The sequence below is a fragment of the Candidatus Eisenbacteria bacterium genome, assembly GCA_005893305.1.
Lineage (GTDB): Bacteria > Eisenbacteria > RBG-16-71-46 > SZUA-252 > SZUA-252 > WS-9.
In genome coordinates this window covers 1-15,867 of sequence record VBOZ01000031.1, presented here as the reverse complement: position 1 = coordinate 15,867, position 15,867 = coordinate 1, and the positions used below count along the sequence as shown (strand labels likewise).

At 67.2% G+C, this 15,867-nt stretch carries 14 protein-coding genes; all 14 read left to right on the top strand.

Annotated features, from left to right (window positions below):
- Nucleotides 1–105: 105 nt before the first annotated feature.
- Nucleotides 106–570 carry a PTS sugar transporter subunit IIA gene (locus E6K79_10045; protein TMQ63410.1) on the top strand — a complete coding sequence of 155 codons (465 nt, stop codon included), beginning with the start codon at nucleotides 106–108 and terminating at the stop codon, nucleotides 568–570.
- 98 nt (nucleotides 571–668) lie between these two features.
- Nucleotides 669–1,982: a hypothetical protein gene (locus E6K79_10040; protein ID TMQ63409.1), complete on the top strand. Its 1,314-nt coding sequence runs from the start codon at nucleotides 669–671 to the stop codon at nucleotides 1,980–1,982.
- Nucleotides 1,969–2,418 carry a hypothetical protein gene (locus E6K79_10035; GenBank protein TMQ63408.1) on the top strand — a complete coding sequence of 150 codons (450 nt, stop codon included), beginning with the start codon at nucleotides 1,969–1,971 and terminating at the stop codon, nucleotides 2,416–2,418. The genes E6K79_10040 and E6K79_10035 overlap by 14 nt, the downstream gene beginning before the upstream one ends.
- A gap of 29 nt (nucleotides 2,419–2,447) precedes the next feature.
- The gene (locus E6K79_10030; GenBank protein TMQ63455.1) at nucleotides 2,448–3,728 is read left to right on the top strand and encodes a histidine--tRNA ligase; all 1,281 of its coding nucleotides are present in this window, start codon (nucleotides 2,448–2,450) and stop codon (nucleotides 3,726–3,728) included.
- Nucleotides 3,725–5,518: an aspartate--tRNA ligase gene (aspS, locus tag E6K79_10025; protein ID TMQ63407.1), complete on the top strand. Its 1,794-nt coding sequence runs from the start codon at nucleotides 3,725–3,727 to the stop codon at nucleotides 5,516–5,518. Before E6K79_10030 ends, aspS begins: the two co-directional genes overlap by 4 nt.
- Before the next feature lie 201 nt (nucleotides 5,519–5,719).
- A complete protein-coding gene (locus E6K79_10020) occupies nucleotides 5,720–6,568 on the top strand; it encodes a LysM peptidoglycan-binding domain-containing protein (GenBank protein ID TMQ63406.1) in 849 nt (282 codons plus the stop codon).
- Nucleotides 6,565–7,566 (top strand): PhoH family protein, encoded by a 1,002-nt coding sequence (locus E6K79_10015; GenBank protein TMQ63405.1) that lies wholly within the window; start codon nucleotides 6,565–6,567, stop codon nucleotides 7,564–7,566. Before E6K79_10020 ends, E6K79_10015 begins: the two co-directional genes overlap by 4 nt.
- Nucleotides 7,520–9,817, top strand: a complete 2,298-nt coding sequence (locus E6K79_10010) for an HDIG domain-containing protein (GenBank protein TMQ63404.1) — start codon at nucleotides 7,520–7,522, stop codon at nucleotides 9,815–9,817. The genes E6K79_10015 and E6K79_10010 overlap by 47 nt, the downstream gene beginning before the upstream one ends.
- Nucleotides 9,636–10,229 (top strand): rRNA maturation RNase YbeY, encoded by a 594-nt coding sequence (gene ybeY / locus E6K79_10005; protein ID TMQ63403.1) that lies wholly within the window; start codon nucleotides 9,636–9,638, stop codon nucleotides 10,227–10,229. Before E6K79_10010 ends, ybeY begins: the two co-directional genes overlap by 182 nt.
- Before the next feature lie 50 nt (nucleotides 10,230–10,279).
- Nucleotides 10,280–10,921 carry a DUF502 domain-containing protein gene (locus E6K79_10000; protein ID TMQ63402.1) on the top strand — a complete coding sequence of 214 codons (642 nt, stop codon included), beginning with the start codon at nucleotides 10,280–10,282 and terminating at the stop codon, nucleotides 10,919–10,921.
- Entirely contained in the window at nucleotides 10,918–11,703 is a 786-nt protein-coding gene (gene recO, locus E6K79_09995; GenBank protein ID TMQ63454.1) for a DNA repair protein RecO, read from the top strand. The genes E6K79_10000 and recO overlap by 4 nt, the downstream gene beginning before the upstream one ends.
- A 5-nt stretch (nucleotides 11,704–11,708) precedes the next feature.
- A complete protein-coding gene (locus E6K79_09990; protein ID TMQ63453.1) occupies nucleotides 11,709–12,638 on the top strand; it encodes a glycine--tRNA ligase subunit alpha in 930 nt (309 codons plus the stop codon).
- The gene (locus tag E6K79_09985) at nucleotides 12,595–14,748 is read left to right on the top strand and encodes a glycine--tRNA ligase subunit beta (GenBank protein ID TMQ63401.1); all 2,154 of its coding nucleotides are present in this window, start codon (nucleotides 12,595–12,597) and stop codon (nucleotides 14,746–14,748) included. The genes E6K79_09990 and E6K79_09985 overlap by 44 nt, the downstream gene beginning before the upstream one ends.
- Before the next feature lie 463 nt (nucleotides 14,749–15,211).
- A partial coding sequence (locus E6K79_09980; GenBank protein TMQ63400.1) for a hypothetical protein occupies nucleotides 15,212–15,867 on the top strand: 656 nt, incomplete at its 3' end.

Genomic DNA, 15,867 nt, shown 5'->3' with positions numbered 1-15,867 from the left:
GCTTGACGCTCCGAGTGGGCGGACGGTAGCGTGGCGCCTCGCGTCTCACGGGTCGCGCTCCACCCTCCGCAATCAAAACCGCGCCCACGCCACTTCGGGGAGCTCATGCACCTGTCCGAGCTGCTCAACGACAAAGCAGTCAGCCTGTCCCTCGCAGCTCGAGATAAGGAATCGGTCATCAAGGAGCTGGTTCAGCTCCTGGAGGCCGCGCACGGGGTGAATACCCGGGGCGAGATCCTGAGCAAGGTGCTCCAGCGCGAGTCGATGATGTCGACCGGGATCGGAAACGGGGTGGCGATCCCACACGGGAAGACCCGGCTGCTCGACCACCTCGTCGCCGCCTGCGGCGTCTCCCCGTCCGGCATGGAGTTCGATTCCATGGACGGCGAGCCGGCGAGCCTCTTCATCCTCCTGGTCTCTCCCGAGAGCCTCCGCGGCCCCCACGTGAAGGCTCTCGCGAACGTCTCCCGCCTCCTCAAGGAGGAGTCGGTCCGGAACGCCCTCCGGCAGAGCCGGACCCCGGAGGAATTCCTCTCGGTGCTGCGCGAGGCCGAGGGGCGATACCTCTAGTTTCGGGCGCCGGAACGCCCCGTTGACGCGGGGTCCGTCCGCTTGGTACCGTTTGACCACACCGCTGCCGTGTCCCCCAGAAGGGAGTTTTTCCTTTTATGAAGTGGATGCGAGGGTTGTGGGTGGGGGCCAGCCTCCTCCTGGTCCTCTCGAGTTGTGCCAAGAACCCAACCGGATCGATCAAAGACGCCGGGGTCTATTCGCCGCTCATCACCGGCATCTCCGCCGATCACGAGCCGGCCGTTCGGGACACGACCAATGAATTCACCGCGATCGTCACGAACGTGAGCGGCCTCTCCATCACATATCATTGGAGCGTCAGCGCTGGGACCTTGATCGATTCGACCGGCGCCACCGCGGTCTGGAGGGCACCCAACGCCGTCGGCACCTACCCGGTCACGGTCTCGATCGTCTCTGGGTCATACTTCAAGACGATGACGTTCCAGGTCTACGTAGACAACGAGTTCGCCCGGTGGACGCAAAGCCCGGAAGTGCAGTTCGATCCGTCGCCCATTCAGACGGGCGGCGTCCTGTTCGCGCAATTCCGGAACATCGCGACGGGCGCGGCCGACATTTATAGCCTCTCGGCCCCCGGCCTCTCGCCGGTGCAGCTGACCCAGGATTTCGCAAGGATCACGTCGCCGAGCATGCAGTCGGACGGGCTGCAGATCGCCTTCGCGGGGCGGCGCACGGCCTCGGATTCCACCTCCATCTGGCTCCTGCCGGGCACCGGGGGAGACCCGTCGATGGCGCTACGAGCAGTGTCCTGGTATCCCGACCAGCTCACGCTCGCGAACCCGCGCTTCTCGCGCACGGCACGATGGCTCCTCTACAACTCGGATTCGACGAGTGTGTTCAATCCAAAACCCTGGTTCCGGGACATCGACCTCCTCTTCACCAATACGCCGCCGAACCGCGTGCTCGCAGACAACGTCGAAGGCTTCGGTACGTTCCTGATGCCCAACTGGGGCCCGGACGTGGACGGCAACGGGCTTCCCGACTCGATCGTCTGCGCGGGATACAAGTTCTTCGGGAACACGAATCAGCAGCCGCGGGGCCTCTTCAAGTTCCCGACCTCGCCGGAGCAGGGTTCGGCCGCGCAGTGGCTCGCGGACAGTACGGCGACGGAGCCCGACTGGTCCGCCGACGGCAGCTACATCATCTACACGAAGCGGAACCCGATCGGCGGAGACCGCGACATCTGGATCATCAACGCGGGCTCCAGCGACCCGAGCACCGCGAAGCGCGTCACCTTCGGGCCCGCGGACGATTCCCGTCCCCGGTTCTCGCCCGACGGCACCGCGATCTTCTTCGTCTCAAATCGGGTGGATCACTACGGACTGAACGGCATCTACAACACCGAGCGGCGCGGGACGAACATCTGGAGCGTCACCCGGTTTGACCGCCCCTAGCTCCGAGCAAATAGGGCCCGGACCGCGAGGCCGGGCCCTCTTTCTGCGGTACTGGCTCCCCGTCCTCGCGTACATCGGGCTGATCTTCTCGCTCTCTTCGATCCACGGGAACCGCATCCCGAGCCTCTTCCCGTACATGGACAAGCTCGAGCACTTGATGGAGTATTCGCTGTTCGGATTGCTCCTGGGGCGCGCCATTCGCTACACATTCACCCGCGGAAGCGCGTTCGTCGTCACGATCGCGACCGTCGCGATCGGCGCCGGCGTCGGCTGCCTGGACGAGATCTACCAGGGTTTCGTTCCCGGCCGGCAGAGCGACCCGCTGGATTGGTTGACCGACCTGGCCGCGATCACGGCGGCCGTCGTGCTCACGCAGGTCGTCCACGTAGGCCCGCTCCGCGGCCGAGGACGAGAAGTCAAGGACGCGGACCGCTAGGAGAGAGTTTTTTGGCGAGCAAGTTTCAGGTGCCGCGGGGGACCCGCGACATCCTTCCGGGGGAGAGCGAGCGCTGGGACCGGCTCGAGTCGAGCACGCGCGACGTGATGAGCCGGTACGGATATCGCGAGGTGCGGACCCCGATCTTCGAGGCGACCGATCTTTTCGTGCGGAGCGTCGGGGAGGCCACCGACATCGTGCGGAAGGAGCTCTATACCTTCGAGGATCGGAAGAGGCGCTCGCTCACGCTGCGTCCCGAGGGGACGGCGCCGGTCGTCCGCGCCTACCTCGAGCACTCGCTGGGCCAGGCCGATCCGCTGGCGCGCCTCTATTACATCGGGCCGATGTTCCGCTACGAGCGGCCGCAGGCGGGCCGATACCGGCAGTTCTGGCAGATCGGCGCGGAGCTCCTGGGGCCCGCCGCCCCGGCCGCCGACGTCGAGATGATCGACCTCTTCTGCTCGATCCTCCGCTCCGCGGGTCTCGACGAGATCAAGGTGCATGTCAACTCGCTCGGGGACGCGACGTGCCGTCCCGTCTACCGGGAGCGCCTCCGCGAATACTTCACGGCCCAGTCCGAGCGGCTCTGCGGGGACTGCCGCGAGCGGCTGAAGACCAACCCGCTCCGGATTCTCGACTGCAAGGTCCCGTCGTGCCAGCCGGTCATCGCGGGCGCGCCGAGCGTCCTCGAATCGCTCTGCGACCCCTGCCGCGAGCACTTCGACGCGGTGCGGGCCGGGCTCGACGCACTTGGGATCTCCCAGGAGACGGCGCCGCGCCTCGTGCGCGGTCTCGACTACTACACACGGACGCTCTTCGAGGCGTATGCGTCCCAGCTGGGCGCGCAGAACGCCGTGGGCGGCGGCGGCCGCTACGATGAGCTGGTCCGTGAGCTCGGAGGCCCCGCGACGCCCGCCATCGGCTTCTCGATCGGGATGGAGCGGCTTCTGATGTCCACGGGGCCGATCGACCTTGCCCAACCCGCCCGGCCCGACGTCTGCGTCGTGGCGCGGGAGCCTTCCGCGACGTGGGAGGCCCTGAAGTTCGCGCGGAGCCTCCGAAACGTGGCCCGGTACGACGCCAAGGACGCTTTGCGCGTCATGGTGGATCCGAGCGGGCGGAACGCGTCCTCTCAGCTCAAGTGGGCGGCCAAGGTCGGCGCCCGGTACGCGGTGTTCGTTCCCGCCGATCCGGACGGCCACCCGGTTCGGGACCTGCGGGCCGGCAAGGACGAGGCGAAGCAGGAGTCCGCCGAGTCCCTGCGTCGGTGGCTCCTCGAGCACCCCGCACCGGAGGAGGCGCCGCGATGATCGAGCCGCTGAAGGGCCGCAAGCGGTCGCACCGCTGCGGCGATCTCAGGCCCGAGCACGCGGGGATGAAGGCCCGCCTGATGGGCTGGGCCCAGCGGACCCGCGATCACGGCGGGGTCCTCTTCCTCGACCTTCGCGACCGCTACGGAATCACGCAGGTCGTCTTCCGTCCCGAGCAGCTCGACAACGAAATGATGGAGCGCGCCCGCTCCATCGGAAGCGAGTACGTCGTGTTGGTCGAGGGGAAGGTCCTGAGACGCCCCAAGGGGAGCGAGAATCCGGAGATCCCGACGGGCGGCGTCGAGCTCGAGGCCGAATCCCTTTCGATCCTGAACACGAGCCGCACCCCGCCGTTCCCGCTCGACGAGACGGTGACGGCGTCCGAGGACCTGCGGCTGCGCTATCGCTATCTGGACCTGCGGCGGGAGCCGCTCCAGACCAGCCTCGCGTTTCGCCACGCGATGACGCGGAGCGTGCGGGAGTTCCTCTCGGACCATGATTTCCTGGAGATCGAGACGCCGATGCTGGTCCGGCCGACGCCGGAGGGGGCCCGCGACTACGTGGTGCCCGCGCGGCTCCATTCCGGGAAGTTCTACGCGCTGCCTCAGTCGCCCCAGCTCTACAAGCAGATCCTCATGGTCTCGGGCTTCGATCGCTACTTCCAGATCGCCCGATGCCTGCGGGACGAGGACCTGCGCGCCGACCGACAACCCGAGTTCACCCAGATCGATCTCGAGATGACGTTCGTCACCGAGGACGATGTCTTCGAGGTCGTCGAGGGAATGCTCGCGTCGGTGTTCCGCCGCGACCTGGGCCGCGAGCTCAAGATTCCATTTACGCGTCTGACCTATCGCGATTCGATGGAGCGTTTCGGCAGCGACAAGCCCGATCTCCGCATCCCGTTCGAGATCGAGGACGTGACCGAGGTCGCCGGCGAGAGCGCGTTCGAGAAGTTCCGTGAAGCGAAGGCGGCCGCACCGGGATCGATGACGGGCGCCCTCGCGCCCCGCGGCTTGGCGGGCGCGTCGCGGCGGGAGATCGACGCGTGGGAAGCGGCGGCGAAGCAGATGGGCGTCGCGGGCCTCGCATGGGCCCGCGTCAAAGGGGGCGCGCTCGACGGCGGGATCGCGAAGCACTTCTCGGGAGATCTCGTGGGAAGGCTCATCAAGGCGGCCGGCGCCGAGGAGGGCGCGCTCCTCCTCCTCGCTTCAGGGCCCAGGGCCGTGGTTCAGCGCGCGCTCGGGCACCTGCGCGTCCAGATCGGAGGCTCGCACGGCAAGCTCGATCCCAAGGATTACCGCTTTGTGTGGGTGCACCAGTTCCCGCTCTTCGAGAGGCTCGAGGAGCGGAACGCGTGGGCGCCGGCCCATCACATCTTCACGATGCCGCTCGACGAGCACCTGGCGCACCTGACGACCGATCCGGGGCGCGTACACGCGCAGCTCTACGACCTGGCCGCGAACGGGCAGGAGCTGGCGAGCGGGAGCATTCGAATCCACCGGAAGGACATCCAGGAGAAGGTCATGGAGGTGATCGGCATGACCCCGGAGGAGGCGAAGGAGAAATTCGGCTTCCTGCTCGAGGCGTTCGAGTACGGCGCCCCGCCGCACGGCGGCATCGCGCTCGGCCTCGACCGCCTCGTCGTCCTCTTCCACGGCGGCGACTCGATCCGCGACGCGATCGCGTTCCCGAAAACCGCGCGCGCGACCTCACTGATGGACGACGCCCCCGCGCCGATCGATCCGGCCGACCTCAAGGAGCTGCACCTCAAGATTCTCGGGAGCCCCTGATCCTGTTCGGCCGGGGCCGCCCGGCCGGTCCCACCGCCCCGCGCGCCCCGATGGTACCCTTCCTGCATTGCGATGAAAGCGCCCTGGGGGCCGCTATTGACTTCGTCCGCCCCAATGCCTACGGTCAGCCTGTGGCGGGGGACCCCTTTGGTGGATCGCAGAGCCAGTTAAATTGCGAGAAATAGATAACTTAACGCCGAAATGCTCCCCCCGGTCCAGGGCCGTCAACCCGGGCCGGATGAGGCGGCCGGGCGCTTGTCAGCCGGTACGATTCTGGCCGGGCCGGGCCCTCCTGATCCTGATCATTTCCGCTGCCGGCTGCGGCGGCGCCACGGCGCCCTGCCCGACCCCCACGACGGAGCTGGACCGGCTTCGCAGCGAGAGCGAGCGGCTGGAGCAGGATCTGACGCGGGCGACGCGCGAGGAGCGGGCGCTGTCGGGCCAGCGCGAGGAGGTTGGGCGGCGGATCACCGCGGCCCAGGCGGCGCTCGACTCGATCGCCCGCGCGAAGCGCCGTTGAAGCTCGCGACGGCCGCCTGCGCGGCGGCGCTCTGGGTCATGGGGGCCGGGTGCGGGAAGCCGGTGCTGCGCGTCGCGGACGCGTCCTTGGGGGACTACTATTCGGAGAAGGAGTACAAGAAGTTGAGCAAGGAGCAGCGCGAGGAATACTGCGGCGAGCTCGCGGAGCAGCGCGAGAACTACCGCGGGCAGGTCGCCGATGCCCAGGAGGCGTTGGCGGCGATCACGCGAAGGGCCGCCTCCAGGGGAGCGGAGGTCGAATCGCTCCGCGCTTTCGCCGCGCGTCTCGAGGATAGCCTGGCCGCGGAGCGGACGCGGAACGGCGGCGCGCCCGCCGAAAAGCAGAGCCCCGCGGCCCCGCGGGCCGGTACGTATGTCGTGAAGCAAGGCGATTCCCTTTGGCGGATCAGCGGCCGCGCCGACGTTTTGGGGCGCTCCGCGGAGTGGCAACGAATTTACGAAGCGAACCGCGACCGGATCCAGAACCCCGATCGCATCTATCCAGGACAGGAGATCGAAATACCGCGATGAGCACCCAGCCGGGCGAAACGACACGCACCGTAGCCGTTGAAGATCTCGACCCGCTCTCCCTTTTCGGGAGAAACGACGCCAACCTGCGATTGGTGGAGCGCAGCTATCCGGTCCAGCTCACCTACCGCGACGGAAAGATCGCGGTGCGCGGCGAGCCCGCGCCCGTCGATGAGGTGAGCTCGATCCTGGGCGCCCTCGCCGATCTCGTGCGCCGCGGCGCCGTGCTCGAGGAGCACGACGTACATAATTTCATCGGGAACACCGATCCCACCGATCGGAACGCGTCGATGCAGCTCTACGACCGGCCGGTCCTGTTCTCCTTCGACAAGCGGACGATCCGGGTCAAGACGCTGGGGCAGGCGCGCTACGTGGCGGCGCTCCAGAAGCACGACATCGTGTTCTCGATCGGGCCGGCCGGAACCGGAAAAACCTACCTCGCCGTCGCCGCGGCCGTTCACGCCCTGAAGTCGCGCCAGGTCGAGCGGATCCTGCTTGTCCGGCCCGCGGTCGAGGCGGGGGAGAATCTCGGCTTCCTGCCGGGGGACATGAAGGACAAGGTCGATCCCTATCTGCGTCCGCTCTACGACGCGCTCAACGATCTCCTCTCGTACGAGAAGATCCGGCGCTTCCTCGAGCTCGGCGTGATCGAGGTGGCTCCGCTTGCCTACATGCGCGGACGGACCCTGAACAGCGCGTTCGTCATTCTGGACGAGGCCCAGAACACGACCGTCGGACAAATGAAGATGTTCCTGACGCGTCTGGGCTACGGCTCGAAGGCGGTCATCACCGGCGACATCACGCAGATCGACCTCGGGGCGCAGCACGCCTCGGGCCTCGTGGAGATCCAAGCCATCTTGAAGGGCGTTCCGGATCTCTCCTTCGTCTACCTGAACGAGCGCGACGTGGTGCGGCACCACCTGGTCCGGGAGATCATCCGCGCGTTCGAAGAGCATGGGAAGTCGAACCACGACGGCTCCCGGGGAAGAGATGGCCGCTGAACCCCTGAAAGTCCTGGAATCGCGCCGGCGCGACAAGAGCGGCGGATCGGCGCGCCTGAGGCGCCTCTTCGGCTGGCGGACCCGGCGCGCGGCGCTGCTCGTCGCCTTCCTCCTCTTTGCCTGTCTCCTCTTCCCGCGCGAGCCGTCCTTCGAGGTGACGACCCTCCGGGAGGGATTCCCCTCGCGGCGGGACATCATCGCGCCCTTCCAGTTCTACGTACTCAAAGATAAGGACCGCCTGCGCGGGGAGCAGGCGACCGCGGCTCGCCGCGTGGCCCCCGTCTATTCGGTGGACCCCGCGATCGCCCCGCGCGTTCACGCGCTGCTCGACTCCCTCGCCGGCGCGGAGGGGGCCGGCTTGGGCGCCGGAAGCCGGCTCGGCGCGCGGCTCCGGTCGCTCGGCATCTCCACGGAAACGATTCGCATCCTCGCCGGACCGGAAGGCAGGCGCCTCATCGTGCTCGCGCGGCGAATCGCGGAGCAGGCCTACACGGCGGGCCTACTCCCCGAGATCGAGAGCGCGCGCCTCGAGACCGACGCGGTCGGTCCCTCGGTCGAGCGGGACGGGATCCGCGTTCGCGTCCCGTGGGGAGCCCTCCACGACCGCGCTTCGCTCCGGGAGATGGCCTGGGAGGAGGGGCAGCGCGCGTTCCCGGTCCGACCCGAGGCCACGCAGGCGCTCCAGGAATTGATCTCCGCGGTCGTCTCTCCGAGCCTTCGGTTCGAGGCGTCGACGACGGAGGGGCTCCGCGCGGCCGCGCGCGACGAGGTCGATCCCTACGACGGGCTCGTCCGCAGGGACGAGAAGATCATCGGGAGCCACGAGATCGCGACCGCCGAGCATATCCGGAGACTCGAATCGCTTCGGGCGTGGAACGCCCGCACGCGGATCTCGACCGCGTGGCGCCAGGACATGCTGCCGCTCCTGGGACGCCTCACGTTGATCACCTTCCTGATCCTCGGATTCGTCGGTTATCTGAAAATCAACCACGCGACGGTGTACCGGGAGCCGAACCTCCTTCTGCTGCTCGCGTTTCTGACCGCCTCCGTGATGGGAGTCGGATGGGTCGTCGTGAATCAATTCCGCGGCTACGAGATGCTGATCCCCGTGACCGTGCTCTCGCTCACCTGCGCGCTCCTGTTCGGGCAGGCCCTCGCGTTCGCGGCCACTCTGGTGGCGTCGCTCCTGACGTGCGTCGTCTTCGGTCTCGGCCTTCCGTTCATGACCGGGAGCGCGCTCGCGGGAATCGCGGCCATCGCGACGGCAACCGGGGTACGGCGCCGGCGCGACTTCTACCGTCCCATGATCCTTATCGGGCTCGCCTACGCCCTCGCGATCGTGGCCATGGGCCTCGTGGACGGAGCGCTGGGGAGCATCCTGCTCCGGCGTGCCCTCTGGGGCGTTGCTGCGGGCTTCGCCTCGGTGCTGACCGTGACGCTCCTCCTGCCTATCTTGGAGACGGTGTTCTCGGTCACGACCGACATCACGCTGCTCGAGCTGGCCGACCTCAATCGTCCGATTCTCAAGAGGCTGATGCTCGAGGCGCCCGGGACCTACCACCACAGCCTCGTGGTGGGGAGCCTGGCCGAAGCGGGGGCCAGCGCGATCGGGGGGAACCCGCTTTTGGGGCGGATCGGCGCCTACTACCACGACATCGGCAAAATCGAAAAGGCCGAGTACTATGTGGAAAATCAATCGAGCGCCCGAAGCCGGCACGAGAAGCTCTCGCCGACGATGAGCTCCCTCATCATCGAGGCGCACGTGCGGGAAGGGGCGGAGATCGCGCGCAAGGAACGGCTCCCGCTGTCGATCGTGGACGCGATCCTCGAGCACCACGGGACCACCCTGATGAGCTTCTTCTACCACAAGGCGCGGGAGGCCGACCCGACCACCGAGGAGCGGGACTTCCGCTATCCTGGGCCGAAGCCGCGATCGAAGGAGACCGCGGTGCTGATGCTAGCCGACGCGGTGGAGGCGGCGGCGCGCTCCCTCTCGGAGCCGACGCCCAGCCGCATCCGCGGAGTGGTGACCCGGATCCTCGACGCCCGAGTGAAGGACGGTCAGCTCGATGAGAGCCCGCTTACGTTCGAAGACCTCGCGAAGGTCCGCGAAAGCTTCATCCCGATCCTCACGGCGCTCTTCCACGCGCGGGTCGACTACCCGGGCGCGCCCGCAGCGGAACGCCCCGGTCGCGCCGATCAGCGTCGCGTCCACGGAGAGAAATCCCGGCTTAAGATCGATCATTCTTAAGTCCCTGGTCCGCGGCGCGCTCGAGCGCCTCGGACGTCCCCTCGCGACCGCATCGATCGTCCTGACGGACGACGCCATGATCCGCCGGCTGAACCTGGACTACCGCGAGTCCGATCAGGCGACAGACGTCCTCTCGTTCCCGCTCGCGAATCCGGAATCGATCGCCGATCCCTCCCGCCCGATCTTCCTCGGCGAGATCTACATCTCGCTCGAGACCGCGCGAGCGCAGGCACGCGCCGCCCGAAGGGCCTATCCGCGCGAGGTCGCGCACCTCGTGGTCCACGGCCTCCTCCATCTTCTCGGGCACGATCACAGGACGCCGGCGGAACGGCGCCGCATGGCCGCCCTCGAGGCGCGCCTCCTCCGAGCGCTCGGCGGCACCGTCGCCGCGATGGCTTCGGAGAGGCTCTAAAGGGCAGTTCCCCGTGGATGGGTCTCGGGGCGAAGTGGTAGGATGGCAAGATGTTGAAACGATTGCGGACCTACTTTCTGACGGGCCTTCTGGTCCTCGCGCCCGTCGTGATCACGGGCTACATCATCTGGAAGCTCTTCGTCTTCTTGGACCACCTCACGGGCGCGACGCTGCGCGGGGGATACATCCGCCCGGGCGGCGTGCCGGGCATCGGATTCGTCACCGTCATCCTGATCATCACGCTCACCGGCGCGCTCGCGAACAACATCCTCGGCCGCTCCCTCGGGGGCGTCTTCGAGGGCCTGATTCTCCGGGTTCCGTTCCTTCGCGGCGTCTACCTGACCCTCAAGGAAATGGGGGAGGCGCTCCTGAGCGACAAGAAGGGCGTGTTCCAGCGCGTCGTGCTGGTCCCGTTCCCTGGTCCCGGCGTCTACTCGATCGGGCTCGTCACCACGCCGCCACCGCGCTCGGTGGACGATGCGGTGGGGACGGCTTTGGAAGGCGTCTTCATCCCGACCCCTCCCAATCCGACCACGGGGCACCTCGTCTATTACCCGCTCGAACAGGTGATTCCGACCACGCTCCGCGTGGAGCAGGCGGTCAAGATGATCCTCTCGGGAGGCGTCGTCGTGCCGGCGGGTCCCGTCCTTTCGAGCCAGGAGCCGGCTCCAAACGAGATGGGAGCGACATAGCCGTGGCGATCGTGCAGACCGACGCGCTCGTGCTCCGCTCCTACCGCCTCGGCGAGACGAGCCTGATCGTCCACCTCTTCACCGCGGACCACGGCCTCCTCCGGTGCGTCGCCAAGGGCGCGCGCGGTCCGAAGAGCCGGTTCGGGGCTTCGCTCGAGCCGGGCGTTCGGGTGAACGCGGTCATCTACCGGAAGTTCGCGCGCGACCTCCAGCTGCTCTCCAAGGCGGACATCGTCGCGTACTGGCCTTCGCTCTGGGAGGATCCCGACCGGTTCGCCCGCGCTGGCGCGGTGCTCGAGTTCCTCGACCGCGCGGCGTACGGGGAGGCGGGCGACGCCGAGCTCCTCGACCTGGCGACCCAGAGCCTCGCTTCCATGAGCACGGCCTCGCACCCGGCCCTCGAGGCGATCCTGCGCGGATTCGAGATCCAGGCCCTGAAATTCCTCGGCCTGGCGCCGGAGCTGACCTCGTGCCTGGAGTGCCGCTCCCCGCTCGAGCGCGGCGGGCTCTTCCATCCCCTTCGCGGAGGGCTCCTCTGCGGCGCGCCCTGCGGTGGCGACGGCAGCGCCTTCCGGATCTCGGAGCGGGCGCGGAAGACCCTGCTCGCGCTGGGAGACCACACGCCCGCCTCGATGGAGTCGTGGGTCATGGAGCGCTATCCCGGCCCCGAGGTGTCGCGCGCGGTCGAGCGGTTTCTCTCGGCGCACTTAGAGCGCTTCGAGGGTCTCCGCTCGTCCCGCGTCGGCGAGCGGATCGAAAGCTATGCGAGGAGCCCACGGTGAGCGCGTTGAAGAAAGCCGAGCCCCCGCGGACATTCCAGGAGACCCTGCTCCGGCTCGAGCAGTTCTGGTCGGATCGGGGCTGCGCGCTCCTCCAGCCCTACAGCAGCGAGGTCGGCGCCGGCACGTTCAATCCGGCGACGTTCTTCCGCGTGCTGGGACCGGAGCCCTGGAAGGCCGCGTACGTCGAGCCGTCCCGCAGGCCGAAGGACGGACGGTACGGGAAGAATCCGAATCGCCTCCAGCTCTTCTATCAATACCAGGTCGTCCTCAAGCCCTCGCCCGAAGACGTGCTGGACGTCTACCTGGACAGTCTCCGTCACATCGGGATCGATCTTCAGAAGCACGACGTCCGCTTCGTGGAGGACGACTGGGAGTCTCCGACCCTGGGTGCGTGGGGACTCGGGTGGGAGGTCTGGCTCGACGGGCAGGAGATCACGCAGTTCACCTACTTCCAGCAGGCCGGCGGCTACGACCTGGAGCCGATCACCGCGGAGATCACGTACGGGATCGAGCGGATCGCCTGCTACCTGCAGGGCGTCGACCGGATCATGGATCTCCAGTGGTCCAAGGACCACAAGTGGGAAGACCTCTTCATGCAATCCGAGGTCGAGTGGTGCGCCTACAACTTCGAGCATTCGGATCCGGCGCTCCTCTTCGATCTCTTCGAGAAGTTCGAGCGGGAGGCGTACCGCCTCCTCAAGGTGGGCCTCGTCCTGCCGGGCTACGACCACGTGATCAAGTGCTCGCATGTCTTCAATCTCCTGGACGCGCGCGGCGCGATCAGCGTGACCGAGCGCGTCGGGATGATCGCCCGAGTGCGCAAGATGGCCCGCGCCGCCGCTGGCGCGTACCTGAAACAGCGGGAGGCGCTGGGCTACCCGCTGCTCCGGGATTCCGAGCGGGCCGGAGAGGTCGCCGTCGCCGCCCGTGCCTGAGAGCGTCCTTCTCGAGATCGGCTGCGAGGAGCTGCCGGCCGGGTTCATCGCTCCCGCGCTCGAGGAGCTCGCCCAGCTGGCGCGTGACGGCCTCGCTGGGGCGCGCCTCGCCTTCGAGACCGTGCGCGCGACCGGGACCCCCAGACGGCTCGCGTTGATCGTGGAAGGTCTCGCGGACCGCCAGGAGGACCGCGAGCGCGAAGTGACCGGGCCCGCGGTCCGGGTCGCCTACGACGCGGCCGGGAAGCCGACCCCTGCGGCCCAAGGCTTCGCGAAGGGGGCCGGCGTCGCCGTGGAAGCACTCGAGCGCGTCACGACCCCGAAGGGCGAGTACCTGCTCGCCCGCGTTCGCGACGTGGGGCGTCCGGCCGTCGAGGTCCTTCCCGGGCTCCTCGGGTCCTGGGTGCAGGGACTCCATTTTCCGAAAACGATGCACTGGAACGGACCGGCGCGCTTCGCCCGGCCGGTGCGGTGGATCGTCGCGCTCCGGGGCGGCTCGGTCCTCCCGTTCGAGGCGCTCGGCGTCGCTTCGGGGAAGAGAACCCGGGGCCATCGGACCATCGCCCCGGATTGGCTCGAGATCTCCCGACCCTCGACGTACGAGGCGTCCCTCCGCGACCGCGGCGTCATGATCGACGTCGACGCGCGCCGCAAAGCCATCGTCGACGAGCTCAAGCGGGCGACCGGTCCCCTGCGCGGCCGTGCCGTCGAGGACCCGGAGCTCCTGGACGAGGTCGCGAACCTGACCGAATGGCCCGAGGCCGTCGTCGGCTCATTCGATCCGGCGTACCTCAAGCTCCCGCGCCAGGTGGTCGTGACCGCGATGCGCGCGCACCAGCGATACTTCGCCGTCGAAGGCGAGGACCGCTCGATCCTCCCCCACTTCGTCATGATCCGGAGCGGTCGCGGCGGCGGCGCCGAGGAGATTCGCCGGGGCGCCGAGATCGTGCTCCGCGCCCGCCTCGAGGACGCGCGCTTCTACTGGGAGAACGACCTCAAGGGCGGAATCGAATCGAAGCTGCCGGGTCTCAAGGGGATCGTCTGGCACGAGCGGCTCGGCACGGTCTATGACCGGGCCCAGCGCTTGGCGGAGCTCGCGCAGGAGCTGGCCCGCCCGCTCGCCCCCAAGGCGAAGGAGGCGGTGAGCCGCGCCGCCTTGCTCTGCAAGGCCGACCTGGCCAGTGAGATGGTCCGCTCGGGCAAGGAATTCGCCTCGCTGCAGGGAATCATCGGGGCCGAGTACGCCGCGGCCTCCGGCGAGTCCCCGGCGGTGGTCCAGGCGATCCGCGAGCACTATCTGCCTGAAGGGCCGTCCGACCCGATTCCATCGACGACGGAGGGACGCCTCCTCAGCCTCGCGGACAAGATCGAGGCGATCGTGGGTGGATTCCGCGCGGGCCTCGAGGTGACTGGGTCACAAGACCCTTACGGCCTCCGCCGGTCGGGCAACGGCATTGTTCGCATCCTGTTGGAGAGCGGATGGCGGCTCGACGTGCTCGATGCCGCGCGCTGGCTCGAGGGGGTCTTCGACCGCGCCGGGATTTCCAAGGGGGGCGATGGGCTCCCCGAATTCTGGAAACAGCGGGTGGAGAGCGCGCTCTTGGACCTGGGAGTGACCCGGGAGACCGCGTCGGCGGTGCTCGCCGTGCGCCCGGGCGACCCGGTCGACGTCCTGGCCCGCGCGAAGGCGATCGACCAGATCAGGCAGAGCGAGGATTTCGAGGGACTCATGATCGGGTACCGCCGCGCGGCGAACATCTTACGCTCGGCGCCCGCGGAGGACGTTTCCTCGTCCAAGCAGCCCTTGGCGGAGCGCGCCGAGGCCTTCGGGGAGAGGGCCGAAGCGGACCTCCACCTTGAAACAAAGATGGCCCGCCAGGCGGTGGAGACATACCTGCAGGCCAACCCGTCCGACTATTCCGCCGCCCTACGCCACCTTTTGGGGCTCCGCTCGGCGATCGACCGATTCTTCGAGGCGGTCATGGTCATGGTGGACGATCCGGCGGTCCGGCGCCGGCGGCTCGGGCTGCTCGAAGACGTACGCCAAACCTTCCTCCGAATGGCCGATTTCTCGGCACTCCCAAGCGCCCCAGGTCAAAAATCCGTTTGACATTAGCGGGTTTTTCCCCTATACTAGCGCGGTAAAGGAGACAAAATAACTTGTCTCCTGGCAGCCGCAACCGATAGAACCGGTTGATATTACACCTGACGAACGACATCGCCTGGGCCTACGGTGCGGCTCGCTTTGTCTTCGGGCAGGTCTTTGGTCAAATATCGCGCTAACTAGCGAAGAACAACGAGATTTCAAAGGAGGTGAGAACACTTCACGTCAGCGCTTACTGCATGTGATCTAAAGAATTAGCGAACCCAAATCCAAAATACGAGGAAAGGAGGTCGGTGAAAATCGCAGAGAGGATCGCCCAGTTTGGCTCGGTCCCTGTCCCAACGAGCGGGTGCCTCTATGCTCCACTCCAAGCTCAACGAGTAGTACCTAATCCCGTGATGTCAGGTTCCAAATCTAGTCCTCCCGATATTGGACTCCGAGTCGAGGAAACGCTAAGGAGGATGTGAAAATGCGCAAAATCTTATTTGCCATGCTTGGACTTGTGGCGATCGGCATGTGGGCGCTGCCCGCAATGGCCCTTCCCACGTCCGGCGGGGTAGTTGTGGACGGTCCGGCGAAGGTTCGTCCGGGACCCGTTCCGCTCGAGAACCGTGCCGGGGCCATCGGGGCCATGGCGCGTGGCGAGCGGTTCGGGGGCACCATGAGCGGCACCATGATCAAGCAGACCGGTGCGGCGACGACCAGCTGGTTCATGTACCCGGGCGTTTGCGTTCAGCGCGCCTTGAACACGTGGGCACCGAGGACCACCCCGGTTGCCGACAGCCTCCAGCCGACGCCGGGATTCACGAACTCTTCAGGGTATACGGACAATCAGCCGGACATCGCCGGCAACAACAACACCATCGCCTACACCCGCGCGGACCAGTCGTTGGGTGAGATTCTCTGGCACGTGGTGAACGTGTCCGTGCCGCCTTCCCAGCGGCCTTCGATCCTCGACGGCTCGAACAGCCTCTGGTGCGGAAAGTTCGATACCAACTTCGCGGTCCAGGTTGGCTATCCGAACCTTACCTTCCAGCTCCTGTACATCGACACCGGCGCACACGGCGCGAACTACAACTTCAGCTTCTTGGGCAATCTGAGCTCCGAGCAGAATTACGACTACAA